Consider the following 25,169-nt stretch of genomic DNA (forward strand, 5'->3'; position numbering starts at 1 on the left):
TGATCGAGGCCAGTGCGAGCCTGATGTCTGGCGCGACGGCCGGCAGTGTTGTTGAACGTTACCGGGAACACGTCGCCGCAAACGCGAAACGGCTGTCGCGCTAAAGGCGGCGGCGCCAGATCGCGGCGACGACGCTACTTGACGCGCCGCCCCTTGAAGAACCCGGCATTGGTCGTGTTCTGCTTGATGTTGGCCGTGTCGCCCTGCTCGGCAGTATTCATGTCAGTCCTCGTCTTCGAGGTGTCTTTGTTCGCTTCGATGCTGTCACCGGTTCCCTTGTGACTGCGGTTGGCCGGCGGTACCGGCGGCATTTCATTGTGGCGCGACATTTTTGTTTCCTTCTGCTGTCATCGAAAACGGCCCGCCGAAGCGGGCCGTTTCTGTCAGTTACGTATCGGTATTGCTGGTTTGCTCGTCAGGCTGTTTGGGATTTTTGTCACCACCGCCGGGCTTCTGGCTTTGTTGGCCGGGTTTCTGACCGCCCCTTGCTGTTGACCTGGCTTCTGACCAGGTGCTTGATTCTGCTGGCCGGGTTGGTTTTGGTTCGTCATGTTGTTTCCTTTCATGGGAACAGCATGACAACGGCTCAGAGTCTGCGTCGTTCCGACACCAAGGAAATGGCAGTTTATATGCGATGTGGCGGTCAGCCTGACATCTTCGGGTAACTCGGCCTCGCCTGAGTTCCGATATCATCCTACGAACACACAATGACCGCCCCTTGACCAAGCGGGAACCGCGGCTTTGGCGCAACATCGGGGCGGCGCGCCGTTGGTTCGCTGTTCAAGTCTAAGGAAAACTCCAAAATGTCGAACGCAAAGCCCGTAAACCGAATCAGAAATTCACGCGCCAACGGGATGTCAAACAGCCAATCAACCCAGCCATCGATGCAACAGCTGGACCAGCCAAAGCCGATGGCTCGGCCAAAGCAAACAGCTCAACCGACGGCTTCGCGGGCGGGTTGCAAGCGATTGCCACGGCGTATGCCGGCTACACGAAAAAATCTTTTGCGGACACAAAGTCGTTTGTCGAGAAGCTCTCGGGCGCAAGGTCGCTCGACAAGATGATTGAAATTCAAACCGAATTTGCGAAGACCGCCTACGAGACATTCTTAGCCGAGTCACAGAAGATCGGCGTACTGTACGGTGATCTTGCCAAGCAATCCTACAAGCCATTCAGTGGCATTGTTGCAACATAAGCGACCGCCTGTTGAAGCGCCGGCTGGAAGGAGTCCCGCAGAAGACACGGAACTCCTCCATTAGCCGAACGATTGACTGGCGGCAATTTGGCTCGTCCGGTTGGCACCTGAGATCGCCTCAGGGCTGTCGCAGAGGACGCATTCGCAGACCCCTCTCCTTCCGTTGCGCCCTACCGACCGCCAAAGCCATCTTCGGCCGCCGGGCCGAAAGAGTCTGTGCAATTCTGATCATGCGACGCAAAATTGCGAAACTGATTTGCGACCAGCAGAACATGGTCGTGGCGCCGGTTCTGGAATGCGGCCATGGACACGTTCGATTTTTTTCAGCAATCTGAGCAATATTGAACAGCGGCTCGGAAAGCCGGAAGACCATGCTGGTTGCAACATCGCCGCTGTTCGGTGGCTCCGAGTGGCCGGGAGTTTCAAGCTCCCGCCTGAGCGAAAGGGTCGAATGCCATGACCGATTACCCCGCCGCAATCCCACTGCTTGCCATTCGGGAACTTCGCTGCCCGAAATGCCGGACGCGCATGATGCTTGCGCGCATCTCGCCGGGGCCTACCGGATTCGAACTTCGCACCTTCGGCTGCGCCAAATGCAATCATGTCGAAAAAATCGCTATCGCGTCGGATCCGGTGAAGTCCGGAGACGTTGGCTGGCTCGTCGGTGAACTGCAGCCGCCGACGTAAACATCGCCGCCCTCGACGCCGGCACCGCAAAGCCCAGAACCTGCGGGCAATCCCGATATGAGGCCACATGGCGCGTCGTGAGCGAAATCTCAGGGCGTGAGCAAAGATTGCGAGCCGACCAGACCGGGCATCAATCGACCTGGTCCCGGCGCACGCTGAGCGGTTGCGTTTCCGCCAGCGCGGGGCCGGTGCCGAACGATCGCGGCCGGGTCAGCACCCCCGGCTGCAGAATATCGTCGAGTTGTTCGCGGGTGAGCAGCTTCCTCGCCAGCACCAGATCGTAGACGCTCTGGTTGGTGATCAGCGCTTCCTGGGCGATCTCGGTCGCGTTGGCGTAGCCGATATAGGGATTGAGCGCGGTCACTATTCCGATCGAATTTTCGACGCCGCGGCGCAGATGCTCGCGGTTGGCGGTGATGCCGCTCACGCATTTCGTGGCCAGCGTCAGGCAACCGGCCCGCAGGTGGTTGACGCTTTTGAACAGGCTGTGCGCGATGATCGGCTCGAAGGCATTCAGCTGCAATTGACCGGCCTCGGCCGCAAAACTGACCGTGATATCGTTTCCGATCACCTCGAAGGCAATCTGGTTGACGACTTCGGGGATAACGGGGTTGACCTTGCCCGGCATGATGCTGGAGCCCGCCTGCATCGGCGGCAGGTTGATCTCGCCGAGCCCGACGCGCGGTCCCGACGACAGCAGGCGCAAATCGTTGCAGGTTTTCGACAGCTTGACCGCGACCCGCTTCAGGACGCCCGACAGCTGCACGAAACTTCCGCAATCCTGGGTCGCCTCGATCAGGTTCGATGCGGTTACGACCGGAATGCCCGTCGTCGCCTGCAAATGCTCGCAGACCAGGCGGGCATACTGCGGATGCGCGTTGATGCCGGTGCCGATCGCGGTGGCGCCCATGTTGATTTCGCAAACCAGCAGCACCGCTTCCTTCAGCCGCTGCTCGTCTTCTCCCAGCATCACCGCATAGGTCGAGAATTCCTGGCCCAGCGTCATCGGCACGGCGTCCTGCAATTGAGTCCGGCCCATCTTGATGACGTCCTTGAACTCCTCGGACTTCGCCTCAAACGCCTGACGCAACACCACCATGGCGTCAACCAATCCCATGATTCCGGAATAGGCCGCGAGCTTGAGCGCCGTCGGATAGACGTCGTTGGTGCTCTGGCTCATATTGACGTGTTCGTTGGGATGCAAGAATTTGTAATCGCCCTTGGGCCGGCCGAGCAGCTCCAGTGCGCGGTTCGCAATGACTTCGTTGGCATTCATGTTGGTCGAGGTGCCGGCCCCGCCCTGGATGACATCGACCACGAACTGCTCATGCAGCCGGCCGGCCTTGATCTCCTCGGCGGCGGCGACGATGGCGTCGGCCCGCGTCTGATCGAGCAGCCCCAGCTCGCGGTTGCTCTTCGCCGCGGCCAGCTTGATCGAAGCCAGCGCCGCAATCAGGTCCGGATAGATCGAGATCGGCGTTCCCGTGATCGGGAAATTTTCCACGGCACGCAGGGTGTGGACGCCATAGTAAGCGTCCGCCGGAACGTCCCGGTCACCCAAAAGATCGTGTTCGCGCCGCGTGCTCATCGAAAGCCTCCGGTCGGGATGTTCGCGAGATGCCGATAAGATCAGCACGCGACGGATTTTCCAAGCCTTGTCGAGACCGATAGCGAGCTTATCTCACAACAGGGCGGTCCGGCGACGGCGACGCCATTCTTGAATCGTGCCAGCGGCTGGAATCGGGTGTTTGCATGAAAATTCGCGTCGGCTTCGAGATGATCTACGACTTTCCGCAGCCGACACCCTTGATCGCGGTGGTAGGCACGCATTTTACGCGGGCCTCCGACGTTTTGGTGCCCGATTACCTGACCATCAGCCCTTCGGTGCCCATCACGCCCTATCGCGACGGCTTCGGCAACTGGTGCAGCCGGATCGTAGCACCCGCCGGGCGCGTGCGCCTCTCAGCCGACGGGATGGTTCGCGACAGCGGTTTGCCCGATGTGATCGCGCCTGCCGCCGTGCAACACGCCGTGGAGGACCTGCCGTCGGAGGCCATCGTCTATCTGCTTGGCAGCCGCTACTGCGAGACCGACCGGCTTTCCGATATTGCATGGAAGCTGTTTGAAAAGACCACGCCGGGCTGGGCACGGGTCCAGGCGATTTGCGATTTTGTGCACCATCACATCGCGTTCGGTTACGAGCATGCGCGGCCGACCATGACGGCATGGGAGGTGTTCAACGAGGGCAAGGGCGTCTGCCGCGATTACGCCCACCTCGCCATTACGTTCTGCCGCTGCATGAACATTCCGGCACGCTATTGCACCGGTTATCTCGGCGACATCGGCATGCCGCCCCCCTACGCGGCGGGAGATTTTGCCGGCTGGTTCGAGGCCTTTATCGGCGGCCACTGGTACACCTTCGATGCACGCAACAATATTCCGCGGATCGGCCGTGTCCTGATCGCCCAGGGCCGCGATGCCGCCGACGTTCCGATTACCCAAACCTTCGGGCCGAACACGCTGGTCAGCTTTAAAGTCTGGACCGATGAGGTGGTGTGAGAGTTCCGGATTGCGGCAAGGCAACGGCAAGCCGAGCGCCTAACAGCAGGCGGGTGGGACGAGACAGAGCTTCGGGAGGCGATCTTCGCGGCAGGTGACAGGTTTGCGAATAGCTGCCACGCGCTACATCCGCCCAATGCATCTGAAATGTTTAAATCATCCTTTAGAGGTCGGGGCTACTTTGCAACCCGAAGGCCCAATTGCCTGCGGGATTCGGGCAGCGGACGCGATTCCGCCGTTGAAGGAAGACGGACCACCGGAATGAGCAACGCATTCGATGAGGTCGATTTCGATTACGCGACAGTGATCGCGGATCGGGCCAATCGCCTGATGTCGGAGCAGGCCGTACCGCCCACTCCGGAGAATTTTTCGGTATGGTTCGACTATGCAATGGGTGCGTCACCGGCGCTGCGACAGACCATCGATACCCTGATTGTCAACAAGCGAAAATTCGATTCGGCGGTCAATCGCGATCTCTATGTCACCTACATCAATCCAAGGTCCGATAACGCCGTCGCGGAGGAATTTCCCGAGCAGCTCCGGGGCGTGATTTCCGGCGCCAAGGAATTCCTTGAAACCGCCATCTCCGACAACCGCACGCAGATCGAGGCGCTCGGCGAAGTCTCCTCGCAATTTCAGGCGGTCGGCGATCCCCGACCGATCATCGAAAAGCTGGTGAAGGAGCTGTCAAATGCGACGACGCGCGCTTCAGGCCTGGAGACGAATTTCCTCAAGACATCGGAAGAACTGGACAAGATTCGCGACTCGCTGAAACTGGCGGAACTGCACTCGAATACCGATGCCCTCACGGGGCTCGCCAACAGACGCTCATTTGAAGCGTTCCTTCGTTCCGCGCAAATGGCCGCGATGGAGACAGGCGAGCCGCTCGGCCTCCTGATGATCGACATTGATCACTTCAAGAACTTCAACGACAGCTACGGACATCAGGTCGGCGATCAGGTTCTGCGGCTGGTTGCCAGGGTCTTGCAGGACAGCGTTTGCGAAGGCGATCTTGCGGCGCGCTATGGAGGCGAGGAGCTGATGGCGGTGCTTCCAGGCGCCAGTCTCGAGGTTTGTGCCGATGTCGGCGAACGCTTTCGCCGCCGCATTTCCGAGGCACACCTGACCCGCCGCACCACCGGCGAGGAAATATCGAGCGTGACCGTTTCCGTCGGCGTTGCGCAATTCCGCCCGGCCGAGCCCGCGGAAGTCATGATCGAGCGCTGTGACCGCGCGCTTTACAAGGCGAAACGGTCCGGCCGCAACCGCACGATCACGGAAAGCGACCTGGAAGGCAAGATTGCCGCCGCGTAATTCGCGTGATCTCGCGTTCCGCGTCTTCCCGCCCTAGTGCTCATACACAAGTCTCGCCCGGATCGTGCCGTCGAGGGCGCGAATTCCCTCGAGAAGCTCAAGGCTGTCGTGTCCGGCCATGTCCGCATCGAGCACGACGTAACCGACTTCGCGGTCGGTCTCCAGATATTGCGCGACAATGTTGATGTCGCGTTGCAGGAATATTTCGTTCAACCGCCGGAGCATGCCGGGCACGTTGCGGTGAACGTGGCTGAAGCGGGTTCCGAGCGGATGTGCCTGCAGCTGGACTTGCGGGAAGTTCACCGCGCCCATCGTGGAGCCGCCGCTGAAATAATCGAGCATCTTGCGGGCCACTTCCCTGCCGATACGGTCCTGCGCCTCCTCGGTCGAACCACCGATATGAGGGGTCAGGATCACGTTCTTCAGCCCCTGCAGGGGACTTCGAAAGCGATCCGAATTCGAGGACGGCTCGACGGGAAAAACATCGATCGCGGCTCCCGCGACATGACCGTCGCGAAGCGCTTTCGCCAGCGCGTCGAGATCGACGACCGTTCCGCGGCTGTTGTTGATCAGGAAGGAACCCGGCTTCATCGACCGCAGTTCGGTCTCTCCGATCATGCCTGATGTCGCCGGCGTCTCCGGAACATGCAGACTGACGATGTCACTCTGCGCCAACAGATCATGCAGGGTCTCGACCGGCTCGGTGTTGCCGTGCCGAAGCCTGTCGGTATGGTCGAAGAAAATGACCCTCATGCCCATCGCTTCCGCAAGCATCGACAGCTGCGAACCGATATTGCCGTAACCGACGATACCGAGGGTGCGGCCCCGCACCTCGTGGCTGTCCGTTGCGGACTTGTCCCACGCGCCTTCGTGAGCGGCGACCGAGCGGGGAAAGATCCGTCGGAGCAGCATGACGATCTCGCCGATCACCAGCTCCGCCACGCTGCGGGTGTTCGAGAATGGCGCGTTAAAGACCGGAATGCCCTGCTTGCGGGCGGCGTCCAGATCGACCTGGTTGGTCCCGACGCTGAAACATCCCACGACGGTCAACCGGTCGGCATCGGCAAGGATATCGTGGGTCAGCTGGGTTCGGGAACGAATGCCGAGCAGTTCGACGCCCTTGACGGCCTCGCGCAGCGCGTCCGCTTCCAGCGCCTTGGGCAGGCGTTCGACCTGGATATTCTTCGAATTCAAGAACAATTCGACGGCGCTGTCGTTCACGCCCTCGAGCAGAAGAGCCTTGGCCTTCCGCTCCGGCTGCGAAGGATGGGACGCCATTTCATCTCCATGGATCATCGGCGAGCAGGCCACTCCCCCCGCGATCATTTCAAGCCGGTCGATGCCGCATCACGCGATGCACGCCGGGGGTGAGCCTAACCGCTGGAAGCGGTCGCGCACCCTACCAGCGCCATCCCCAACCCCGGTATCCCCATCCGCCATAATACCCGTAATACGGCCCGTAGCCATAATACGACCGGTAGCCATAATAGGCCGGGGGGCCGGCATAGACTCTCGGACCATAGACCGGCGGCCCAACCTCCTCGACTTCCTCGTCATAGACCTGCGGAGCGGGGCGTGGTCGCGGTGCCGACGCCAGGCCGAGATTTCGGGCGATGACATAGCCGTTCTGACCATCCGCGGAAGTTTCGCACCATCCATTGCTGCACTTGCCGACCTCGACCGTGGTTCCCTTCGCGATAATGGTCAGAACCGGACTGTCGGTGCCAGGCGATTTCCTTAAATTCGTCTCGCCGGTGGTGGTGATTGGCTTGGCCGTCGCGCAAACGGCTGACAGGAGGGTGAATATGGCGGCCGATGCCGCGATCCGCAAAAAGCTCATGGCTCTCCTCGTGATTCCTTCTCTCGTCGCGACGCCCCCTCGCGTGTATTTAACCGCAGCAGCGGCTTCGCCTTCAAGACCCTCGCGGTCAAAACAGGCTTGGGTTTTCCGGTCAATTGATCGCGAAACGAGGGCAGAGAAGGTCGTCACACCAAATGGCCGGCCCGCCGATGCCGCGGCTATCATGCCGTCCATGCATCAGGATGCCGCGCCCTGAATTGAACGCGCGCCGTGGCCGCTCAGATCTGCGCGGCCACTTTCTCCAGACCGATCAGGCGGGCGAGCGTGCGCACCTCGCGCTTCTGGTCTTCGCGCAGCTGAAACAACAGCGGCATCGCGGCTGATTTCAGCTGCTGCACTTCTTCGGCATCGGGATCGATCGGCGCGCCGGTCGCATTGGGGTCGACCTGCCGCGTGGCGTGGATCTTGCGGGCCACGGCGCGCAACGCGCTCTCCACCGCCGGCCAATATGATTCCTGCGACGACGAAAGCTTGAGACGATCCTTGATGCCGGCGATCTGCGCGTCGCTCAGCAGCGCGTAGGATTTTTGCACCGGCGGCTTGCTGACAAGCTTCGGCTTCGGCAGTGCCACCGGCTCTGCGAGCTTCGGCGCCTCGATATCAGCCGGGGGGGTGGCCGCGACGGACTGCCGCAGCGGTTCGCTTGGGATCGCGGCGGTTTGCGGCGGTTCGAACGAAGCCAGCGCCACCGCAGCGACTGCCAGCCTGTCCTGTTTGGCCGCCTTGTTCGAAATGAGGACGGTGGCTGGCGCGGTTGCCGTCTCAGATCCGGCCGCCGGCACGCTATCGCGGCCCAGAATGCTGGCAGCGGCCGCCCCGACGACGAGGAAGCAGGTCAGCACGATAATGGTCATTGCTCGGGTCAAGCCATTCTCCGTTTCCTTGCGCGAACCGCCGTCATTTTCCCGATAACTGGGTAATAATTAAGGCCTAACCGTGCCGCCGCCGGGGCGGCTGCCCAATCTGGCGGCAGCGCGAAGACGTGAGCGGTCAGGCCGCGACGGTGAGCTCGTAGGCTTCCTGGATGTCGGCCACGATATCGGACGCCTCCCACAGCGCGTCGGGGGCGATCGACTGCAGGCTGATGGTCCAGTTACCGCCCTTGTGCGAGCGCGGCATGCTGACGATGTCGAATTGCACGTCGCGGCACTTTGGATGGCGCTCAAGGGCGCAGGCGACCCGGTTCTTGATCTCGTCGAGGGTGGCCGGCGTCTTCGCAAAGAATGTGTCGAAATCCATGTCCAGGCCCCTTCAACCGCGGACGCGCCGCGCCAGCGACGAACGACCTCGGACATGATTTTTGGGACCAGTTTGGTTAATGCCGCGTTAAGACGGCAAACGCCGCGATGGCTTCGGTCGGCAGGGCGGGAGGTTTGATGACCCCCGTGATGGCAATGCCTTGGCAGCCACCCGGGAGTGCACGGTTCGCCTCGACCTCGCAGCGGCGGATCGAAGGCCTCGCCGTATTCCCTTTCGAAGCCCGCGATCAATTCGGCGTCCGGCAGTTTGCGCCGCGACGCCCGGCCGAACGCGGCGTGCCGTCAATCCACCGAAAGCGGATAGTTGCGAATGTCGGCGGCGACCTTCGGAAATTTCGCGGTCAGCAGATCGGGCTTGCCGAGCTCGACATCGGCCGGGATCACGCCGGGCCATTCGGTGCTGGCGCCGAGAAACCAGCGCCGGCTGCCGATGATGCGCGCGGTGTGGAAGGTATTGCCGGGAATCAGCAGCTGCACGCGGTGGCCCGCGCGCAGATCCGGCCCGACGACGATGTGCTCGCCCTCGCCGCGCAGCAGCAGTACCTCGATCGGGTCGCCGAGGTAATAATGGTAGAGCTGGTCATTGCGAATCCGGTGCAGCCGCACCGGCGCCTGCGGCGTCACCATGAAGTACAGCGCCGAGCCGAGCGGGCGGCCTTCGGCGAACGGCGCCGGCAATCCGCCCGGCGCAATCTGCTGGCTGGCGCGATAGGTCTCGCGGACGAAGCCGCAGGTGGCGTTCGGCTCGAGCTTCAGGAGTTTCAGAACATCGTCCGCCGTCATGTCGTTGATCATCGTGCTGCCAGTTCCCCTTGCCGTCTCCGCCGCGCCGGCAGCTGCGGTCGCTGCCATGTTCGACCCCAACATCGCGCCGCACAGCCATGCGGCCCGCTGCAGAAATCGCCGCCTGGCGCCACCGCCGTCACTATCCTGCCGCACCGCGTTTGTCTCCGTCATCGCTTGTTCGGCCGCACTATTGCGCGGAACCAGACCGCGCACAAGCAACAGCCAGTCCGGCGTCCCGCGTCGCGGCCAATGAAGGGTTAACCGAATGTCCTGAAGCTGCAGCGTGTGCGGACGCGGTGCAGTGGGGATCGGACGTCACAGCGGTGGATCGACGGCCTCGTCGTATTCCTTTTTGAATCGCGCGATCAGTTCGGCGGCGGGCACGATCTTGCCGATGCTGCCGACGCCCTGGCCCGAGCCCCAGATTTCCTTCCAGGCTTTCGGCTTGGCGCGCTCACCCGATGCATCGGTCCCGAAACTCATTTTCGAGGCGTCGGACTGCGGAAGATTTTCCGGATCCATGCCGGCCGCCACGATCGACGGCTTCAGGTAATTGCCGTGCACGCCGGTGAAAAGATTGGAATAGACGATATCCTCCGCGCTCGAGGCGGCGATCATCTGCTTGTAAGGCGCAACCGCATTCGCCTCTGATGTGGCGATGAAGGCCGAGCCGATATAGGCGAAGTCGGCCCCCAACAGCCGCGCCGCGCGGATGGCGCGGCCATTGCCGATGGCGCCCGACAGCGCGAGCGGCCCGTCGAACCATTGCCTGGTCTCCGCCACGAACGCGAATGGCGAGATCACCCCGGCATGGCCGCCGGCACCGGCGGCGACCAGGATCAGGCCGTCGGCGCCCTTCTCGATCGCCTTGTGCGCGAATTTCTGGTTGATGACGTCGTGAAAGACGATGCCGCCCCAGCGATGCGCAGCCTGATTGAGTTCCTCGCGCGCACCGAGCGAGGTGATGATGATCGGCACCTTGTGCTTTTCGCACAGCGCCAGATCGTGCTCGAGCCGGTTGTTCGACCGGTGCACGATCTGGTTGACGGCGAACGGCGCCGACGGGGAATCGGGATGGGCCTTGTCGTGCGCGGCGAGCTCCTGCTTGATCCGCACCAGCCACTGCTCGAGCAGATCGGGCGGACGCGCGTTCAGCGCCGGAAACGATCCTACAATTCCTGCCTTGCACTGCGCGATCACGAGTTCGGGGACGGAGATAATAAACAGTGGGGCACCGATCACGGGAATCGACAGACGGCCCTTGAACAAGGCAGGCATGGACATGCGTCAAAAATCCTCAGGCGTTGTTGGGGAAGGCATCATGCGTCGAACAAAGAATGCCAGACATCATACCAAGAAAGCAATCGCGCGGGCCCGGACGCTACTGGCACAGCGCGCGGGTGACGTAATAATCGGTTCGGCAATCGTCCGGCTTGCGTGTCCGGCCGGGAATCAGAACTTTCGCAGAACAGGCTTCCGCGGAATCCGAATTGAGGCTCTTGCCCTCCTTGAAACCCTTGCTCTGGCAGAGTTTGTCGGCGGCGTCCTTGCAGTCCGGGGCACCGTTGGCGGAAGCCGGACATTTCATGCGTCCCGTCACCATGGAAGAAGGCTTGGCCAGGCGCGACAGGCTCTCGCCCGCATCCTTTGCGGCATCCTTGGCGCGTGCATTGAGATCGTCGATGGCCTCGCTTGGGCTCTTCAGCGTCGGCAAGATCGACAGGGATTTCTCGAATATCTTTCCCATTTCGTTGATCAGGCCGGGATTTTCCTCGCGCGCCTTTGGGTCTTGTGGCGATGCAGGCCCGCCTTGTGGCGGCGTCGGCTGATCCGGCACCGCTTGCTGGGCCGGCGCTTGGACACCAAGGGACAAGGGCGGCGGTGACGATGGCGGCGATGCGCCCTGCGACCACCCTGCACCGGCGGTGATCATCCATATCGACAGCGCCATGCCTGCTGTAGCGACGCACGTCCTGGGCAGCGGCAGCAGGTTGCCGGATCGATCAAGCATGAGGTCGAGCGTAGCCTGAAGCGGCGAACCGGCAAAGCACTTCAGGCCGCCTTCAGATCATGCGAAGCGCGACAATAAAGCCCGCTATCAGCACGGCGGCTCCCAGCGCCACCCACAGCCCCAGATGGCTCTCGATCCTGACCCGGATCCACTCGCCGTAGCGGTTGAGCAGGATCGCCACCACAAAGAAGCGTCCGCCGCGGGCAATGATCGAGCACAGCACAAACAGCCAGATGTTATAGCCGGCAAAACCCGAGGTGATGGTCACGAGCTTGTAGGGAATCGGCGTCAGGCCCTTGCCGATGATGATCAACGCGCCCCATTCGGCATAGGAGGCGCGGAAGGCCTCGACCTTGCCGCCAAGTCCATAGAATTCGATCAGCCAGTGCCCCACCGAATCGTAGAGCAGCGCGCCAATGCCGTAGCCGAGGATACCACCCACGACCGACGTCGCCGTGCAGACCAAGGCGTAAAGCCACGCCCGCTGCGGACGCGCCAGCGACATCGGGATCAACATCACATCCGGTGGCACCGGAAAGAACGAACTTTCCGCAAATGACACCGCCCCCATGATCCATAGCGCGTATGGCTTGTGCGCGGCGTCGATACACCAATCGTAAATCCGTCTCAGCATGCCGCGATGAACCACCCTGAGGCGGATTTGTCTATGCCGGGAATCCAGGGAACTTCGGGCTGCCTCAATAGCGCTTGCGCAGACTGCGGCTCTCAAGCGCGACAATTGGTCGCCGCGCGACCCGAGGTGGCGAAACCTTGGGCACCTTGACCGGTGATTTCGGCAGCTTCTCGGCAATTCCAAGCAAATGCTCGCGCCGTTCCATTTCGCGCCAAACGTCTTCGGGCCGCACACCGGCCGACGCCCACAACACCGTGAGATTGTAGAGCAGGTCGGCGCTCTCCCTGACCACGGCGTCGGTCTTGCCGTTAACGGCGTCGATCACGACTTCGATGGCTTCTTCGGCCAGTTTCTTCGCCATCTTGGTAGGGCCGCGTTGAAACAGCCGTGCCGTTCGCGAAACCGCCGGATCGAGATCCTTGGCCGCGATGACAGCAAGATAAAGCCGCTCGAGCGAATCACTCATGCCTTGAAGCTAATCCAAACGCGTAGCCGGCGTGTTAACGGCGCCTGCCGGCAAAGAAGAAATCCGCCGGCCACGGTGACCATTGGATTAATTCGGTCGAAAGACTTGCGGTTACCGGCCGGCGAACGGACCGCTTCGGAGGCGGTGCACGCTTGCCGCCAGCCACAGCCATAGCCGCCGCAACGGGCGGCGTCACCGCCGTAATGATACGGGTTGGCGCCATAACGGACGGGGTCCAACCCGTTCCGGCCGGACCGGTCTCCGGCAGCCAACCCGCCGGCATCGCGCCGGGCTACGGGCAAGGACGGGCCGAACGGCGGCCCCGACTACTCATCGACTGTTCAGGTTTCATCCGGCACAATGAGCGCCACGTCGTCCCGACGTCATGAAACCAACATATCCGGCGTGGCAACTGACCTTTAGGCCCGGTGTGATGCTGATGCGCGCAAGTCAGACAATTATTGCCCGCTCCGTTCTGGCTTCACTGATCGGCCTGCTGGGTCTTGCGTACCTGGGCGCGGTGGAAGGCCGGCCCGCAGGCGAAAACCGCCAACCCGTCGCGATCCAGTTCTCCTTCGATCGTCCGATCAATGCCAGCGTCGCCCCTTTCATAGTGGCGGCGACCGACGGCTTGTTCGCGGCGGAGGGTCTCGCGGTCACGACCGACGTTGCCGGCGGATCGCCGGAAGCGATTGCGCGCGTCGCCACCGGGGGAAGTGAATTCGCGCTGGTCGACATCAACGCGCTGATCCGCTTTCGCGACCACGATGCGCCGCCCATCAAGGCGGTGTTCGTGCTGTTCAACAAGTCGCCCTACGCCATCGTCGCGCGCAAGAGCCGGGGCATCCATGTGCTTTCGGATATCGAGGGCAAAACGCTCGGCGTTGCCGACGGCGACCTGTCGCTCCGGCTGTGGCCGGCACTGGCGCACCGCAACGGCATCAAGATCGCAAGCGTCAAGGAGAACCACATGAGTGCGGCCGTGCGCGAACCGATGCTGTCCGCCGGTCAGGTCGATGCCGTGACCGGCTTTTCGTATCTGTCGGCCGTGAACTTGAGGGACCGCGGCGTTCCGGCCGACGACCTCGCCGTGCTGCGCTTCAACGACTATGGCTGCGAGGCCTACGGGTTCGCGGTGATCGTCAACCCGGCATTCGCCGCCAGACAACCCGAGGCGGTGAAGGGCTTCTTGCGCGCGGTGATCGCCGGCACCAATCTGGCCATCAGGGAGCCCGGACACGCGGTGGATGAGGTTCTCGGCCGCATGGACGACGGCTCGCGCGATCTTGAGCTGGAACGCCTGCGCAACGTAATTGAAGACAACATCCTCACCAGCGAGGTGAAACGCAACGGCATCGGCGGGGTCGATCCCATCCGGCTCGAGCGGTCGATCGACCAGGTGGGCGAGGACTTCAAATTCAGCAAGCGGCCTTCCGCAGCCGCTATTTTCGACGATAGCTTCCTGCCGCCGCGCGGCGACCGCCTGATCAATTGAGCAAGGGCCACCGCGCGACCAGCAAAAGTGGCTGCCGGTGCGTCCAATCGCGCGTTAAATGATTGAATTAGCGCATGATCTTATCGCCAAACCGCATATACTCTGGGCGGATTACGCGCGCCCGCTGTATCTTGCCGGCGATCCCTGATTAGAATGCGTGTTGCGAACGGGTCGATCTGCCGTCCCGTCGCAGCCGTGAGTCCTTGAGCCGCATGTCCCTGCCTCGCCTCTATATGCGCGTCCTTGATTTGCTCGGCAAAGAAGCACGGCTGGGCTGGATCCTGGCCGGCGCCAATCTGCTGCTGGCCGGCGCGCAATTCGCCGAACCCGTGCTGTTCGGCCGTATCGTCGACGTTCTCTCCGGCAAGCCATCCGGGGGACCGCTCGGGTCATCGTCGGCCTGGCCGCTGCTGGCGGCCTGGGCGGCGTTCGGCCTGTTCACCATTCTGTGCAGCGCCGCCGTCGCGCTGCACGCCGATCGGCTGGCCCATCGCCAGCGTCAGGCGGTGCTGACGAATTATTTCGAGCACATCATGCAACTGCCCCTGACCTTCCACACCGGCACCCATTCCGGGCGCCTGATGAAGGTGATGCTGAACGGAACCGATTCATTGTGGCGGCTGTGGCTCGGGTTTTTCCGCGAGCATTTCGCCGCGATCATGTCGCTGGTGGTCCTGCTGCCGCTCGCATTTTATATCAACTGGCGGCTGGCGATCCTGCTGTTCGTTCTCTGTGTGGTGTTTACGGTGCTCACCACGCTGGTGGTGCGCAAGACCTACGGCATGCAGAACGAGGTCGAGGCGCATTACAGCGACCTTTCCGCCCGCGCCTCCGATGCGCTCGGCAACGTGGCGCTGGTGCAAAGCTTCGTGCGTATCGATGCCGAGGTGCAGGGGCTGCGCTTCGTCGCCGACAAGCTTTTGGCGGTGCAGATGCCGGTGCTGTCGTGGTGGGCGCTGGTCACCGTGATCACCAGAGCCTCGACCACCATCACCGTACTGGCGATTTTCACCGTCGGCATCGTGCTGCACGAACAGGGCCTCAGCTCGGTCGGCGAAATCGTGATGTTCGTCAGTTTCGCCACCATGCTGATCCAGAAGCTGGAGCAGGTGGTCAGCTTCATCAACAACGTGTTCATGGAGGCGCCGCGGCTGCAGGAGTTCTTCAACGTCCTTGACGCCGTGCCCGCCGTCCGCGACCGGCCCGACGCGATCGACACCGGGCGGCTTGCGGGCCTGGTCGAGTTCAACGACGTCTCATTTTCCTATGACGGCAAGCGGCCTGCGGTCGAGGACCTCTCGTTCAGGGCGCTGCCGGGCCAGACCATCGCGCTGGTCGGCCCGACCGGCGCCGGAAAATCGACCGCGATTGCGCTTCTGCATCGCGCGTTCGATCCGCAATCGGGCTTCATCAGGATCGACGGCATGGACGTCCGCGGCCTGACCTTGACGGCGCTGCGGCGGAATATCGGCGTGGTGTTTCAGGAGGCGCTGCTGTTCAACCGGTCGATCGCGGACAATTTGCGGGTCGGCAAACCGGACGCCACCGACGGGGAATTGCGGACCGCGGCGGCCCGGGCACAGGCGCTGGAATTCATCGAGCGCAGCGAACAGGGATTTGAAACCAATGCCGGCGAGCGCGGGCGGATGCTGTCCGGCGGCGAGCGGCAGCGGCTGTCGATTGCGCGGGCGCTGCTGAAGGATCCGCCGATCCTGATCCTCGACGAAGCGACCAGCGCGCTCGATGCCGTGACCGAGGCCAAGGTCAACGCTGCGCTCGACGAGGTGATGAAGGGACGCACCACCTTCGTGATCGCGCACCGGCTTTCGACCATTCGCAACGCCACGCGCATCCTGGTGTTCGACAACGGGAAGGTCATCGAAAGCGGAACTTTCGATGAACTAGTGGCGAAAGGCGGCCGTTTTGCGGAGCTCGCACGGGCCCAATTCATGGTTTCAGAGAGCGCGCGGGCCAGCATTCAGGCACCCCACGCAGGCAATGCCGCAGTCAAGATTTAGGCATTGCCGAAATTCGGCCTATTTCGTCCACGATTTAATGGTTGAGCCTCTGTTCCGGACCGGCAAGCCGGTATAAAGTTTGCAACAGCCGTGAGCGACGGCGCCGGACACGCTTGAAACCCGAACGTCACATGGTGAGGACCTCCTTCGCGAAGGCGGGTCTCAAAGGACCGGAATCGGATAGTGCACTTTCTTCGCCCGTTGCCATTCAAGCCATCGTTGAACTGGATCCTCATCGTCGCGGCGCTTGGCGTTGTCACGCCGCGCATGGCGCATGCCGAGGCGCTGCTGGTCGTTGAAGCCGATACCGGAAAGGTGCTGCAGGCCGAGAACGCGACCTATCCCTGGTATCCCGCATCGGTGACCAAGCTGATGACGGCCTATGTCACGCTCAAGGCCGTCAAGGAAGGGCGGATGACGCTCGATACCTTGCTGACGGTATCGCCGGTGGCGGCCTCGCAATCGCCCTCGAAGATGGGTTTCCGTCCGGGCATCCAGGTGACCGTCGACAATGCGCTCAAGATGATGCTGGTGAAGTCGGCCAATGACATGGCCGTGGTGCTGGCCGAGGGCGTCGGTGGCTCGATCGACGGTTTTTCGGCGCTGATGAACCAGAACGCGCAGCAGCTCGGCATGACGCAGACAAGCTACGTCAATCCGAACGGCTTGCCGGCGGACGGTCAGATCACTTCAGCGCGCGATCTGGCGATCCTTGCCCGCGCGATTATTCATGACCTTCCGGAATACGAATATTTCGTCCACATTCCCTCGATCCGCTACGGCCGCAAGGTCACGCAAAACTTCAACAAGCTGATCGGACGCTATCCCGGCGCCGATGGCTTCAAGACCGGGTTCATCTGCGCCTCCGGCTACAATTTGGTGGCCTCCGCCACCCGCAACGGCAAACGGCTGATCGCGGTGGTGCTCGGTGCATCGTCCGGCCAGATGCGCGCGGTAAGAGCAGCCCAGCTGCTTGAGCGCGGCTTTGCGAATAACACGCTGTCCTGGCTGCGCCCCTCGCTCGGCACCGTCGACAATCTGGTACCGATCGATGCCTCGCCGCCGAACCTGCGCGACGAGATGTGTAGCGGCAAGCGCCACAAGCCGGCCAGCGACGAGGATGAGGACACGGTGGCGGGCAACGCCGGATCGAGCAACAGTGAGCCCGCGCTGGCGTTCTTCACCGCCGGTCTGCAGCCGCCGACACTGAAGCCGTCGGAATTGCTGGCTGCGGCGGCTGCGCCGTCCGAGCCGATCCCTGTTTATACCGGGCCGACCAGGACCGGGGCCGCCTTGATCGCCGCCACCGCCGCAGACGCCGACGAACAGCCGACGCAGCATCGCGGGAAGAAGGCGCGGGTTGCGGCGAAAAAGCCGGATACTGCGGCCGAGCCCAAGAACCAGACCAAGGATGCCGGCAAGGACGCCAAATCAGGTGCGAAGTCGATCGCCAAGCACGCGAACGCCAAGCCGGAGGCCGCCGAAAGGCCGGTAAAGCCCAAGGCGGTGGCAAAACCTGCGGCCAAACCCGCGCCCAAGAGCACGACCGGAGACGCCGGCACGTCCGATCAAAAACCCGCGGCCGCGCCGCGCGGCTAGGGCGTTTTCGAGCGAAGCATGCCCTCGGACTTGATCCGTGGGTAGTGTCGGTCGCGTAGAGAAACGCGTCAAATCCGGCAATTGGAGGCTCGGTTCTGATTCAAACCGAGCCGAGGCTCGATCGGTTTCGTCCGCTCGGACCGGCACTTTCCCCATGCGCGCAAGGCGCGCCGGCGCTTGCCATCGGCCGCCGCAATGCTCAATACTGCCCAAAACACTGCGTCTCGTCCCAACGAACGGGCGATGCTCAAGGCAACGAACCAAGAGGGGAAATAGCATGGAGCGCATCTGGCTCAAGCAATATCCGGCCGGCGTGCCCGCCGATATCGATGTGACCCAATACTCATCTCTGGTCGAGCTGCTGGAAGAAAGCTTTGCGAAATTCAGCGATCGCAAGGCTTTCATCTGCATGGACAAGTCCGTCAGCTACCGCGACCTCGACGAGATGTCGCAGGCGCTCGGGGCCTACCTGCAGAGCAAGGGCCTGGAGAAGGGCGCGCGCGTCGCGCTGATGATGCCGAACGTGCTGCAATATCCGATCGCGACCGCCGCCGTACTGCGCGCGGGCTTCGCGGTCGTGAACGTCAACCCGCTCTACACCCCGCGCGAGCTCGAGCATCAGCTTAAGGATTCCGGCGCCGAGGCCATCATCGTGCTGGAGAACTTCGCGACCACCGTGCAGCAGGTGATGGGCAAGACCTCGCTCAAGCACGTCATCGTCGGCAGCATGGGCGACCTGCTCGGCCTCAAGGGCGTGATCGTCAACCTGGTGGTGCGCCGCGTGAAGAAGATGGTGCCGCCCTATTCGATACCGCGCGCCGTCGCCTTCAACGACGCCGTCGCCGCCGGCCGCGGCATGATGCTCGACAAGCCGAAGCTCACCCCCGACGACGTCGCCTTCCTGCAATATACCGGCGGCACCACCGGCGTCTCCAAGGGAGCGACGCTGCTTCATCGCAACATCCTGGCCAACGTGCTGCAGAATGACGCCTGGTTGCAGCCGGCGCTGGAGAAGCCGCCGCATGTCGACCAGCTCTTGATCGTCTGCGCGCTGCCGCTCTACCATATCTTCGCGCTGACGGCGTGTTTCCTGCTGGGAATGCGCGCCGGCGGCACCAATCTGCTGATCCCCAATCCGCGCGACATGGCGGGCTTCGTCAAGGAATTGATGAAATACCAGATCAACTTCTTCCCGGGGGTCAACACGCTCTACAACGGCCTGTTGCACACGCCCGGTTTCGACAAGGTGGATTTCTCCAAGCTCAAGGTTTCGAATGGTGGCGGCATGGCGACGCAGAAACCGGTCGCGGAGAAATGGCTGGCGGTGACCGGCTGCGCGCTGTCGGAGGGCTATGGCCTGTCGGAAACCTCGCCGACGCTGACCTGCAACCCCGCCAATATCGACAGCTTCTCGGGTTCGATCGGTCTTCCCGTTCCGTCGACCTATCTGTCGATCCGCGACGACGATGGCAACGAAGTGCCGCTCGGTCAGCCCGGCGAAATCTGCGCCAAGGGCCCCCAGGTGATGGCCGGATACTGGAACAGGCCTGACGAGACCGCCAAGGTGATGACATCAGACGGCTATTTCCGCACCGGCGATATCGGCGTGATGACTGCGGACGGCTTTACCAAGATCGTCGATCGCAAGAAGGACATGATCCTGGTTTCGGGCTTCAACGTCTATCCCAACGAGATCGAGGAAGTGATCGCAAGCCATCCCGGCGTGCTCGAATGCGCGGTGATCGGCGTCGACGATCCGCGTTCGGGTGAGGCCGTCAAGGCCTTCATCGTCAGGAAAGACCAGAGCCTCACCGCCGAGGACGTGATCAAGTTCTGCACCACGCAGCTGACGAACTACAAGGTGCCAAAGCAGATCGAGTTCAGGACCGCCCTGCCGAAGACCAATGTCGGCAAGATCCTGCGCCGCGAGTTGCGGGACGAGAAAAAGGCCGCGGCCGCCTGAGTGAACGAGCGCGAGCCGGTTCGTGACTGATGCTCGCAAGACCATGCCTGGGGAGATCCTCGGCTTCTGGCGCCAGGTCGGCCGCGAGCGCTGGTACAAGCGCGACGCCGCGTTCGACGCGCGCGTGCGCAGCCGGTTCCTCGCTCTGTGGCAGAAGGCGGCTGCCGGCGAACTGTCATCCTGGGAAGCCTCCGACGAGGGCGCGCTGGCGCTGGTCATCGTGCTCGATCAGTTTCCACGCAACATGTTTCGCGGCGATATCAGGACCTATTCAAGCGACGCGCTGGCCCGCGAGGTCGCGCGCCGCGCCATCGATCGTGGCGCAGACCTGCGCGTCGATGCGGGTTTGCTGGAGTTTCTCTATATGCCGTTCATGCATTCGGAGCAGTTGGCCGACCAGCTGCGTTGCATCGACCTGTTCCGCAACGCCGGCAACGCCGAGAACCTGAAATACGCCGAGGAGCATGCCGACATCATCCGCCGGTTCGGCCGCTTTCCGCATCGCAATCGCCTTCTGGAACGCCGCACCACGCCGGAAGAACAGGCCTTTCTCGACCAGGGCGGGTTTTCCGCCTGATGACAGAACAGTGAACGCGCGAGGCCATTGCCGTTTTCATGGCGCCGAATATTGTGCCGCTGGCCTGCCCGGTTTAAGAAACATCCGCACATTTGAGGAGAATTGACGATGACCATCAAAGTTGGCGACAAGCTGCCGGAAGCAAAGTTTCGCGTGATGACGGCCGACGGGCTGCAGGTCAGGACCACCGACGATATCTTCAAGGGCAAGAAGGTCGCCCTGTTCGCGGTGCCCGGCGCCTATACCGGCACCTGCCACAAGATGCATCTGCCGAGCATCTTTCTCAACGCCTACGCCATGAAGGACAAGGGCATCAACACGATCGCGATCGTTTCGGTCAACGATGCCTTCGTCATGAACGCCTGGAAGCGCGACACCGACCAGCGCGACGAGGCCACTTTCCTCGCCGACGGCAACGCCGAATTCACCAAGGCGATCGGCATGGAGCTGGACGGCTCCGGCAATGGGCTCGGCATCCGCTCGCATCGCTATTCGATGCTGGTGGATGACGGCGTCGTCAAGAAGCTCAATCTCGAGCCGGCGCCCGGCAAGGTCGAGGTTTCCGGCGGCGACACACTGCTGGGACAGCTTTAAGTTCTCCCTGTCATTCCGGGGCGCGAGCGCGAAGCGAGCGAACTCCGATGTGCAATTGCACATCGGAGAATCTCGAGATTCCGGGTCTGGTGCTAACGCACCATCCCGGAATGACGAACCCAGAAATGACCTTCCCCTACGTCCTCAACCTCGCCATCGCCACGCCGTCGCGCGCCAGTTGATCGGCGCGCTCGTTTTCGTCGTGGCCGGCGTGGCCCTTGACCCAGTGCCAGCGCACCTGATGCGGCTTCAGCGCGGCGTCGAGCCGCTGCCACAATTCGGCATTCTTGACCGGCTTCCTGTCGGAGGTGCGCCAGCCGTTCTTCTTCCAGCCATGGATCCAGCCGGTAATGCCCTGGCGCACATACTGGCTGTCGGTATAGAGATCGACCGTGCAGGGCTTCTTGAGCGCTTCCAGCGCGGAAATCGCCGCCATCAATTCCATCCGGTTGTTGGTGGTATGCGCCTCGCCGCCCTTCAATTCCTTTTCGACGTCGCCGAATTTTAAAATTGCCCCCCAGCCGCCCGGCCCGGGATTGCCCGAGCAGGCGCCATCGGTGTGGATGATGACCGAGGGCAGCGCGTTCACGCCATCAACCCGGAGGTTGCGACGCCATAATCGCGGATGCCGGCCACGCTTTGCTGAAAGCGCAGCTTGCGGAAATATTCCAGCGGATCCTTTGGCCGCACCAGCGCGCCCGCGGGCACGTTGAGAAAATCGACCAGCCGCGTCAGCAGGAAGCGCAACGCCGCGCCGCGCGCCAGCAGCGGCAGCGCTTGCTGCTCGGCATCGGACAATTTCCGCGTCCGGCCGTAGGCGCCGAGAAAGGCGCGCGCCTTGGTGACGTTGAACGAGCAATCGCTCTCGAAGCACCAGGCGTTCAGACAAATCGCCACGTCATAGGCCAGCATGTCGGTGCAGGCGAAGGTGAAATCGATCACGCCGGACACCCGTTCGCCAAGGAAAAACACGTTGTCCGGAAACAGATCGGCGTGAATCACCCCGTGCGGCAAATCCTTCGGCCAGACGCCGCTTTCGAGATGATCGAGCTCGGCACCGATAAAATCGCGCAGTCCGGGCTGCACCTCGTCGGCGCGCGACGCGGCCTGCTCGAACAGCGGACGCCAGCCCGACACCGACAGCGCATTGGCGCGGGCCATCGAAAAATCGGCCCCGGCCAGATGCATCTGCGCCAGCACCTCGCCGACGCCGGCGCAATGCGCCACGTTGGGCTTGCGCGGCCAGATGCCTTCCAGAAAATTGATGATCGCGGCCGGACGGCCGGCCAGCACGCTGAGCGCGTCGCCGGCCCGGTTCTTCACCGGTTGCGGGCAGTTGATGCCGCGCGCGGCCAGATGGGTCATCAGGCCGAGAAAGAACGGCAGGTCGCTTTTCGCCACCCGCTTCTCGTACAGCGTCAGGATGAAATAACCTGAGGTGGTGTGGAGCAGGAAATTGGAATTCTCGACGCCCTCGGCGATGCCCTTGTAGGACAAGAGCTCGCCGATCTCGTAGGTTTTGAGGAATTCCGCAAGCTCGTCGGCGGCGACGTCGGTATAAACCGCCATGTAGCGTCCCGATTCCGAAGTTCGCTCCCCCCGCGGCACCCTCTGATGCGAACTTCGGAATCAAAGGGACGCTACCAAATTTCGATGCTAGTGCGTCTAATGGATTTGAAGTTCCTGAATGAGCGCGCGGCCAACTGGTAGGAACTTCAAATCCGCCGCACTAGCGCTATTCCGCGGCGTCGGGCCGCAGCGAACGCGGCAACGGAAAGAATTCGTTCTCTTCCGCGGCCGAGACCGTCTCCACATGCAGTTCGTATCGCTCGGCGAACGCGCCCATGATCTCTTCGACGATCACTTCCGGCGCCGAAGCGCCCGCCGTGATGCCGAGGCTCTTGATGCCCTCGAATTTCGACCAGTCGAGATCGCCGGCACGCTGCGCCAGCACCGCGATTCGGCAGCCCTCGCGCTCGGCGACTTCGCGCAGGCGCTGCGAATTGGAAGAATTCGGCGCGCCGACCACGATCAGGGCGTCGACCACCGGCGCCACCTTCTTCACCGCGAGCTGGCGGTTGGTGGTGGCGTAGCAGATGTCTTCCTTGTGCGGACCGGAGATGTTCGGGAAACGCTGCTTCAGCAACGCGACGATTTCGGCGGTGTCGTCGATCGACAGCGTGGTCTGGGTCACGAAGGCGAGGTTGTCGGGATCCTTCGGCGTGAAGGTCGCCGCATCATGCGCGGTCTCGATCAGCGTCACCGCGCCGGGCGGCAATTGTCCGAGCGTGCCGACCACTTCCGGATGATGGGAATGCCCTATCAGCAGGATCTCGCGGCCGCGCTTGAAATGGATCGCGGCCTCGCGGTGCACCTTGGTGACCAGCGGGCAGGTGGCGTCGAGCGAAAAGAAATTGCGGGCCCGGGCGTCCGCGGGGACCGATTTTGGAACCCCGTGGGCCGAAAACACCACCGGGGCGTTGGTATTGTCGGGGATTTCGGCCAGTTCCTCGACGAAAATCGCCCCCTTGGTCCGCAGGCTGTCGACGACATAGCGGTTGTGGACAATCTCGTGGCGGACATAGACCGGGGCGCCGTAAATCGTCAGCGCCCGCTCCACGGTGTCGATCGCCCGCACCACGCCGGCACAGAAGCCCCGCGGCGAGCAAAGCACGATTTTGAGAGGTGGTTTGGCTGGCATAAGGGGTCTCGGGCCGAACCACCCCGGCCGACGGGCGGGGAACGGTCTGTTCGGGTAAGGACAATTCGTTAACGGGCCTGGCAGAGGACTTCGCAAAAGGACTTGGGACGCCTTTTGGGCGCTGTCAAGGGTGGTCAGCAAACCATTGCGCAGGTCCGCCCGGACGGCTTATATAGGGCGTAATTCCCGTCATCGCTGATGACCACGGCTTCGCCTCCCAAGGGGTGGGCGAAGCGCAAAGGAGATTTGCCATGAGCAATGCACCGCTGATGCCAAAGGCGACTGCCGTGTGGCTGGTTGATAACACCGCGCTGACCTTCGATCAGGTGGCCGATTTCACCAAAATGCACCCGCTGGAGGTGCGCGCCATCGCCGACGGCGATGCCGCCCAGGGCATCAAGGGCATGGACCCGATTTCGACCGGCCAGCTCTCCCGCGACGAGATCGAAAAGGGCGAAAAGGACCCGAATTACCGCCTCAAGCTCGGCGAGAGCAAGGTGGCCCTGCCGCCGCAGGCCAAGAAAAAGGGGCCGCGCTACACCCCGGTCTCGCGCCGCCACGAGCGCCCGAGCGCGATCCTGTGGCTGGTACGCAATCACCCCGAATTGAAGGACGCCCAGATCATGCGCCTGGTCGGCACCACCAAGACCACCATCGCCAGCGTCCGCGACCGCACCCACTGGAACGCCTCGACCCTGACCCCGATGGACCCGGTGACGCTCGGCCTGTGCTCGCAGATCGAGCTCGATTTCGAGGTCCAGCGCGCGGCCAAGGAGAAGCCGACCGACACCGCCTATGGCGGCGCCACCCTGCTGCCGGCCTCCGAGACCACCCGCAAGGAGCCGGAGTTCGAGCCGACCGAGAAGCAGCGCGACGATCTCAATGTCGACGCCGTGTTCGCCAAGCTGAAGACCATCGGCGGCAAGAAGGCGGATGAAGAGTAGGGCGGGCGACGTCGCATCAGCGAGACACGCCGCACCGACTGAGGTCGTCATACCCCGCGAAGGCGGGGTATCCAGTAGACTGCGGCTTCTCGGCTCAATCACTGATGTCTCTGGAATACTGGATCACCCGCCTTCGCGAGTGATGACGGAGCAGATTCGAATTTCAAGCGACAAGGACTCAAGCGGCCTCCAAACCGTCATTGCGAGCGTCAGCGAAGCAATCCATGGGGCAACAAGGAAGAGTGGATTGCTTCGTCGCTTTCGCTCCCTTGCGCAAACGCTGCGCGTTTGTCGCAGGCAATGACGACGGGACACAGCTTCGCGATCTCGCCGCGCGTTTCGCGCGAGTTGTGCTGAGAACGTCCCGCCCTCTGCCATCAGAGGGCGCAGGGAATGCCGGGCGCCCGATGCGCCCGATAGCCGCGTGTGCAATGTGAGTAGTAGAACGCACACGCGTTAGTCAGGTCACACCGGAATCACCCGGCATTCCCCGCGCAATGGTTTAC

The 25,169-nt window shown here is 62.4% G+C and carries 25 protein-coding genes; 10 read left to right on the forward strand and 15 right to left on the reverse strand.

Translation table 11 applies throughout. The features are described from left to right. Nucleotides 1–134 precede the first annotated feature (134 nt). Nucleotides 135–329, reverse strand: coding sequence for a hypothetical protein (locus E8A46_RS03755; RefSeq protein ID WP_291557660.1), 195 nt, complete (start codon nt 327–329; stop codon nt 135–137). A 54-nt stretch (nt 330–383) separates the two neighbouring features. Further along, a complete protein-coding gene (locus E8A46_RS03760) occupies nt 384–551 on the reverse strand; it encodes a hypothetical protein (protein WP_291557661.1) in 168 nt (55 codons plus the stop codon). A 329-nt stretch (nt 552–880) separates the two neighbouring features. On the opposite strand from E8A46_RS03760, the gene E8A46_RS03765 reads away from it, so the two are divergent. Further along, a complete protein-coding gene (locus E8A46_RS03765; RefSeq protein ID WP_291557706.1) occupies nt 881–1,195 on the forward strand; it encodes a phasin family protein in 315 nt (104 codons plus the stop codon). 817 nt (nt 1,196–2,012) lie between these two features. Here the strand turns inward: E8A46_RS03765 and aspA are convergent. Beyond that, nucleotides 2,013–3,470, reverse strand: a complete 1,458-nt coding sequence (gene aspA / locus E8A46_RS03770) for an aspartate ammonia-lyase (protein WP_291557663.1) — start codon at nt 3,468–3,470, stop codon at nt 2,013–2,015. Nucleotides 3,471–3,634: 164 nt separating this feature from the next. Here aspA and E8A46_RS03775 point away from each other — a divergent pair, with 164 nt between their 5' ends. Further along, nucleotides 3,635–4,441, forward strand: a complete 807-nt coding sequence (locus E8A46_RS03775) for a transglutaminase family protein (protein ID WP_291557665.1) — start codon at nt 3,635–3,637, stop codon at nt 4,439–4,441. A gap of 330 nt (nt 4,442–4,771) precedes the next feature. Beyond that, the gene (locus E8A46_RS03780) at nt 4,772–5,755 is read left to right on the forward strand and encodes a GGDEF domain-containing protein (RefSeq protein ID WP_291557709.1); all 984 of its coding nucleotides are present in this window, start codon (nt 4,772–4,774) and stop codon (nt 5,753–5,755) included. A gap of 33 nt (nt 5,756–5,788) precedes the next feature. On the opposite strand, the gene serA is transcribed toward E8A46_RS03780, so the two are convergent. The 9 genes from serA to hisE form a co-directional block, all read right to left on the reverse strand. Further along, the gene (gene serA, locus E8A46_RS03785) at nt 5,789–7,033 is read right to left on the reverse strand and encodes a phosphoglycerate dehydrogenase (protein WP_291557667.1); all 1,245 of its coding nucleotides are present in this window, start codon (nt 7,031–7,033) and stop codon (nt 5,789–5,791) included. A 121-nt stretch (nt 7,034–7,154) separates the two neighbouring features. Continuing rightward, nucleotides 7,155–7,595, reverse strand: coding sequence for an SH3 domain-containing protein (locus tag E8A46_RS03790; protein WP_291557669.1), 441 nt, complete (start codon nt 7,593–7,595; stop codon nt 7,155–7,157). Nucleotides 7,596–7,834: 239 nt separating this feature from the next. Next, the gene (locus tag E8A46_RS03795; RefSeq protein ID WP_291557671.1) at nt 7,835–8,482 is read right to left on the reverse strand and encodes a hypothetical protein; all 648 of its coding nucleotides are present in this window, start codon (nt 8,480–8,482) and stop codon (nt 7,835–7,837) included. 124 nt (nt 8,483–8,606) lie between these two features. Further along, on the reverse strand, nt 8,607–8,855 hold the full coding sequence (locus E8A46_RS03800) for a hypothetical protein (RefSeq protein ID WP_291557673.1): 249 nt from the start codon (nt 8,853–8,855) through the stop codon (nt 8,607–8,609). Between the two features lie 302 nt (nt 8,856–9,157). Next, on the reverse strand, nt 9,158–9,832 hold the full coding sequence (locus E8A46_RS03805; RefSeq protein WP_291557675.1) for a cupin domain-containing protein: 675 nt from the start codon (nt 9,830–9,832) through the stop codon (nt 9,158–9,160). A 144-nt stretch (nt 9,833–9,976) separates the two neighbouring features. Continuing rightward, nucleotides 9,977–10,945: a nitronate monooxygenase family protein gene (locus E8A46_RS03810; RefSeq protein ID WP_291557677.1), complete on the reverse strand. Its 969-nt coding sequence runs from the start codon at nt 10,943–10,945 to the stop codon at nt 9,977–9,979. Between the two features lie 97 nt (nt 10,946–11,042). Further along, nucleotides 11,043–11,672: a hypothetical protein gene (locus E8A46_RS03815; protein WP_291557679.1), complete on the reverse strand. Its 630-nt coding sequence runs from the start codon at nt 11,670–11,672 to the stop codon at nt 11,043–11,045. Between the two features lie 52 nt (nt 11,673–11,724). Next, the gene (locus E8A46_RS03820; RefSeq protein WP_291557682.1) at nt 11,725–12,306 is read right to left on the reverse strand and encodes a YqaA family protein; all 582 of its coding nucleotides are present in this window, start codon (nt 12,304–12,306) and stop codon (nt 11,725–11,727) included. Nucleotides 12,307–12,370: 64 nt separating this feature from the next. Further along, nucleotides 12,371–12,772 carry a phosphoribosyl-ATP diphosphatase gene (gene hisE, locus E8A46_RS03825; RefSeq protein ID WP_291557684.1) on the reverse strand — a complete coding sequence of 134 codons (402 nt, stop codon included), beginning with the start codon at nt 12,770–12,772 and terminating at the stop codon, nt 12,371–12,373. Between the two features lie 439 nt (nt 12,773–13,211). Between hisE and E8A46_RS03830 the strand changes: the two genes are divergently transcribed. From E8A46_RS03830 to E8A46_RS03855, 6 genes are all read left to right on the forward strand, one after another. Continuing rightward, on the forward strand, nt 13,212–14,267 hold the full coding sequence (locus E8A46_RS03830) for an ABC transporter substrate-binding protein (protein WP_291557686.1): 1,056 nt from the start codon (nt 13,212–13,214) through the stop codon (nt 14,265–14,267). A 212-nt stretch (nt 14,268–14,479) separates the two neighbouring features. After that, entirely contained in the window at nt 14,480–16,285 is a 1,806-nt protein-coding gene (locus E8A46_RS03835) for a glucan ABC transporter ATP-binding protein/ permease (RefSeq protein ID WP_291557688.1), read from the forward strand. A 201-nt stretch (nt 16,286–16,486) separates the two neighbouring features. After that, complete coding sequence (locus E8A46_RS03840; protein WP_291557711.1) at nt 16,487–17,884, forward strand: D-alanyl-D-alanine carboxypeptidase family protein; 1,398 nt, start codon at nt 16,487–16,489, stop codon at nt 17,882–17,884. A 277-nt stretch (nt 17,885–18,161) separates the two neighbouring features. After that, the gene (locus E8A46_RS03845) at nt 18,162–19,847 is read left to right on the forward strand and encodes a long-chain fatty acid--CoA ligase (RefSeq protein WP_291557690.1); all 1,686 of its coding nucleotides are present in this window, start codon (nt 18,162–18,164) and stop codon (nt 19,845–19,847) included. Between the two features lie 43 nt (nt 19,848–19,890). Beyond that, nucleotides 19,891–20,424 (forward strand): DUF924 family protein, encoded by a 534-nt coding sequence (locus tag E8A46_RS03850; RefSeq protein ID WP_291557692.1) that lies wholly within the window; start codon nt 19,891–19,893, stop codon nt 20,422–20,424. A gap of 108 nt (nt 20,425–20,532) precedes the next feature. Further along, nucleotides 20,533–21,018: a peroxiredoxin gene (locus E8A46_RS03855; RefSeq protein WP_291557694.1), complete on the forward strand. Its 486-nt coding sequence runs from the start codon at nt 20,533–20,535 to the stop codon at nt 21,016–21,018. Between the two features lie 136 nt (nt 21,019–21,154). On the opposite strand, the gene rnhA is transcribed toward E8A46_RS03855, so the two are convergent. From rnhA to ispH, 3 genes are all read right to left on the reverse strand, one after another. Further along, nucleotides 21,155–21,607 carry a ribonuclease HI gene (rnhA, locus tag E8A46_RS03860; protein WP_291557697.1) on the reverse strand — a complete coding sequence of 151 codons (453 nt, stop codon included), beginning with the start codon at nt 21,605–21,607 and terminating at the stop codon, nt 21,155–21,157. Then, nucleotides 21,604–22,587: a homoserine kinase gene (locus E8A46_RS03865; protein WP_291557700.1), complete on the reverse strand. Its 984-nt coding sequence runs from the start codon at nt 22,585–22,587 to the stop codon at nt 21,604–21,606. Before E8A46_RS03865 ends, rnhA begins: the two co-directional genes overlap by 4 nt. Before the next feature lie 166 nt (nt 22,588–22,753). Then, nucleotides 22,754–23,719, reverse strand: a complete 966-nt coding sequence (gene ispH / locus E8A46_RS03870; RefSeq protein ID WP_291557703.1) for a 4-hydroxy-3-methylbut-2-enyl diphosphate reductase — start codon at nt 23,717–23,719, stop codon at nt 22,754–22,756. 251 nt (nt 23,720–23,970) lie between these two features. Here ispH and E8A46_RS03875 point away from each other — a divergent pair, with 251 nt between their 5' ends. Next, nucleotides 23,971–24,663 carry a cell cycle transcriptional regulator TrcR gene (locus E8A46_RS03875; protein WP_291557704.1) on the forward strand — a complete coding sequence of 231 codons (693 nt, stop codon included), beginning with the start codon at nt 23,971–23,973 and terminating at the stop codon, nt 24,661–24,663. The last annotated feature ends 506 nt before the right edge of the window (nt 24,664–25,169 follow it).

Source organism: Bradyrhizobium sp. (assembly GCF_004799445.1).
In the GTDB taxonomy this organism is placed as follows: domain Bacteria; phylum Pseudomonadota; class Alphaproteobacteria; order Rhizobiales; family Xanthobacteraceae; genus Bradyrhizobium.

Bases quoted from the DNA above. Each gene is read 5' to 3' on its own strand.
- E8A46_RS03755 (WP_291557660.1), bottom strand. From the start codon at position 329: ATGTCGCGCCACAATGAAATGCCGCCGGTACCGCCGGCCAACCGCAGT.
- E8A46_RS03845 (WP_291557690.1), top strand. From the start codon at position 18,162: ATGGAGCGCATCTGGCTCAAGCAATATCCGGCCGGCGTGCCCGCCGAT.
- E8A46_RS03775 (WP_291557665.1), top strand. From the start codon at position 3,635: ATGAAAATTCGCGTCGGCTTCGAGATGATCTACGACTTTCCGCAGCCG.
- E8A46_RS03820 (WP_291557682.1), bottom strand. From the start codon at position 12,306: ATGCTGAGACGGATTTACGATTGGTGTATCGACGCCGCGCACAAGCCA.
- E8A46_RS03815 (WP_291557679.1), bottom strand. From the start codon at position 11,672: ATGCTTGATCGATCCGGCAACCTGCTGCCGCTGCCCAGGACGTGCGTC.
- ispH (WP_291557703.1), bottom strand. From the start codon at position 23,719: ATGCCAGCCAAACCACCTCTCAAAATCGTGCTTTGCTCGCCGCGGGGC.
- hisE (WP_291557684.1), bottom strand. From the start codon at position 12,772: ATGAGTGATTCGCTCGAGCGGCTTTATCTTGCTGTCATCGCGGCCAAG.
- E8A46_RS03830 (WP_291557686.1), top strand. From the start codon at position 13,212: ATGCGCGCAAGTCAGACAATTATTGCCCGCTCCGTTCTGGCTTCACTG.
- serA (WP_291557667.1), bottom strand. From the start codon at position 7,033: ATGGCGTCCCATCCTTCGCAGCCGGAGCGGAAGGCCAAGGCTCTTCTG.
- E8A46_RS03780 (WP_291557709.1), top strand. From the start codon at position 4,772: ATGTCGGAGCAGGCCGTACCGCCCACTCCGGAGAATTTTTCGGTATGG.
- E8A46_RS03790 (WP_291557669.1), bottom strand. From the start codon at position 7,595: ATGAGCTTTTTGCGGATCGCGGCATCGGCCGCCATATTCACCCTCCTG.
- E8A46_RS03810 (WP_291557677.1), bottom strand. From the start codon at position 10,945: ATGTCCATGCCTGCCTTGTTCAAGGGCCGTCTGTCGATTCCCGTGATC.
- aspA (WP_291557663.1), bottom strand. From the start codon at position 3,470: ATGAGCACGCGGCGCGAACACGATCTTTTGGGTGACCGGGACGTTCCG.
- E8A46_RS03760 (WP_291557661.1), bottom strand. From the start codon at position 551: ATGACGAACCAAAACCAACCCGGCCAGCAGAATCAAGCACCTGGTCAG.
- E8A46_RS03805 (WP_291557675.1), bottom strand. From the start codon at position 9,832: ATGACGGAGACAAACGCGGTGCGGCAGGATAGTGACGGCGGTGGCGCC.
- E8A46_RS03865 (WP_291557700.1), bottom strand. From the start codon at position 22,587: ATGGCGGTTTATACCGACGTCGCCGCCGACGAGCTTGCGGAATTCCTC.
- E8A46_RS03850 (WP_291557692.1), top strand. From the start codon at position 19,891: ATGCCTGGGGAGATCCTCGGCTTCTGGCGCCAGGTCGGCCGCGAGCGC.
- E8A46_RS03855 (WP_291557694.1), top strand. From the start codon at position 20,533: ATGACCATCAAAGTTGGCGACAAGCTGCCGGAAGCAAAGTTTCGCGTG.
- E8A46_RS03835 (WP_291557688.1), top strand. From the start codon at position 14,480: ATGTCCCTGCCTCGCCTCTATATGCGCGTCCTTGATTTGCTCGGCAAA.
- E8A46_RS03875 (WP_291557704.1), top strand. From the start codon at position 23,971: ATGAGCAATGCACCGCTGATGCCAAAGGCGACTGCCGTGTGGCTGGTT.
- E8A46_RS03800 (WP_291557673.1), bottom strand. From the start codon at position 8,855: ATGGATTTCGACACATTCTTTGCGAAGACGCCGGCCACCCTCGACGAG.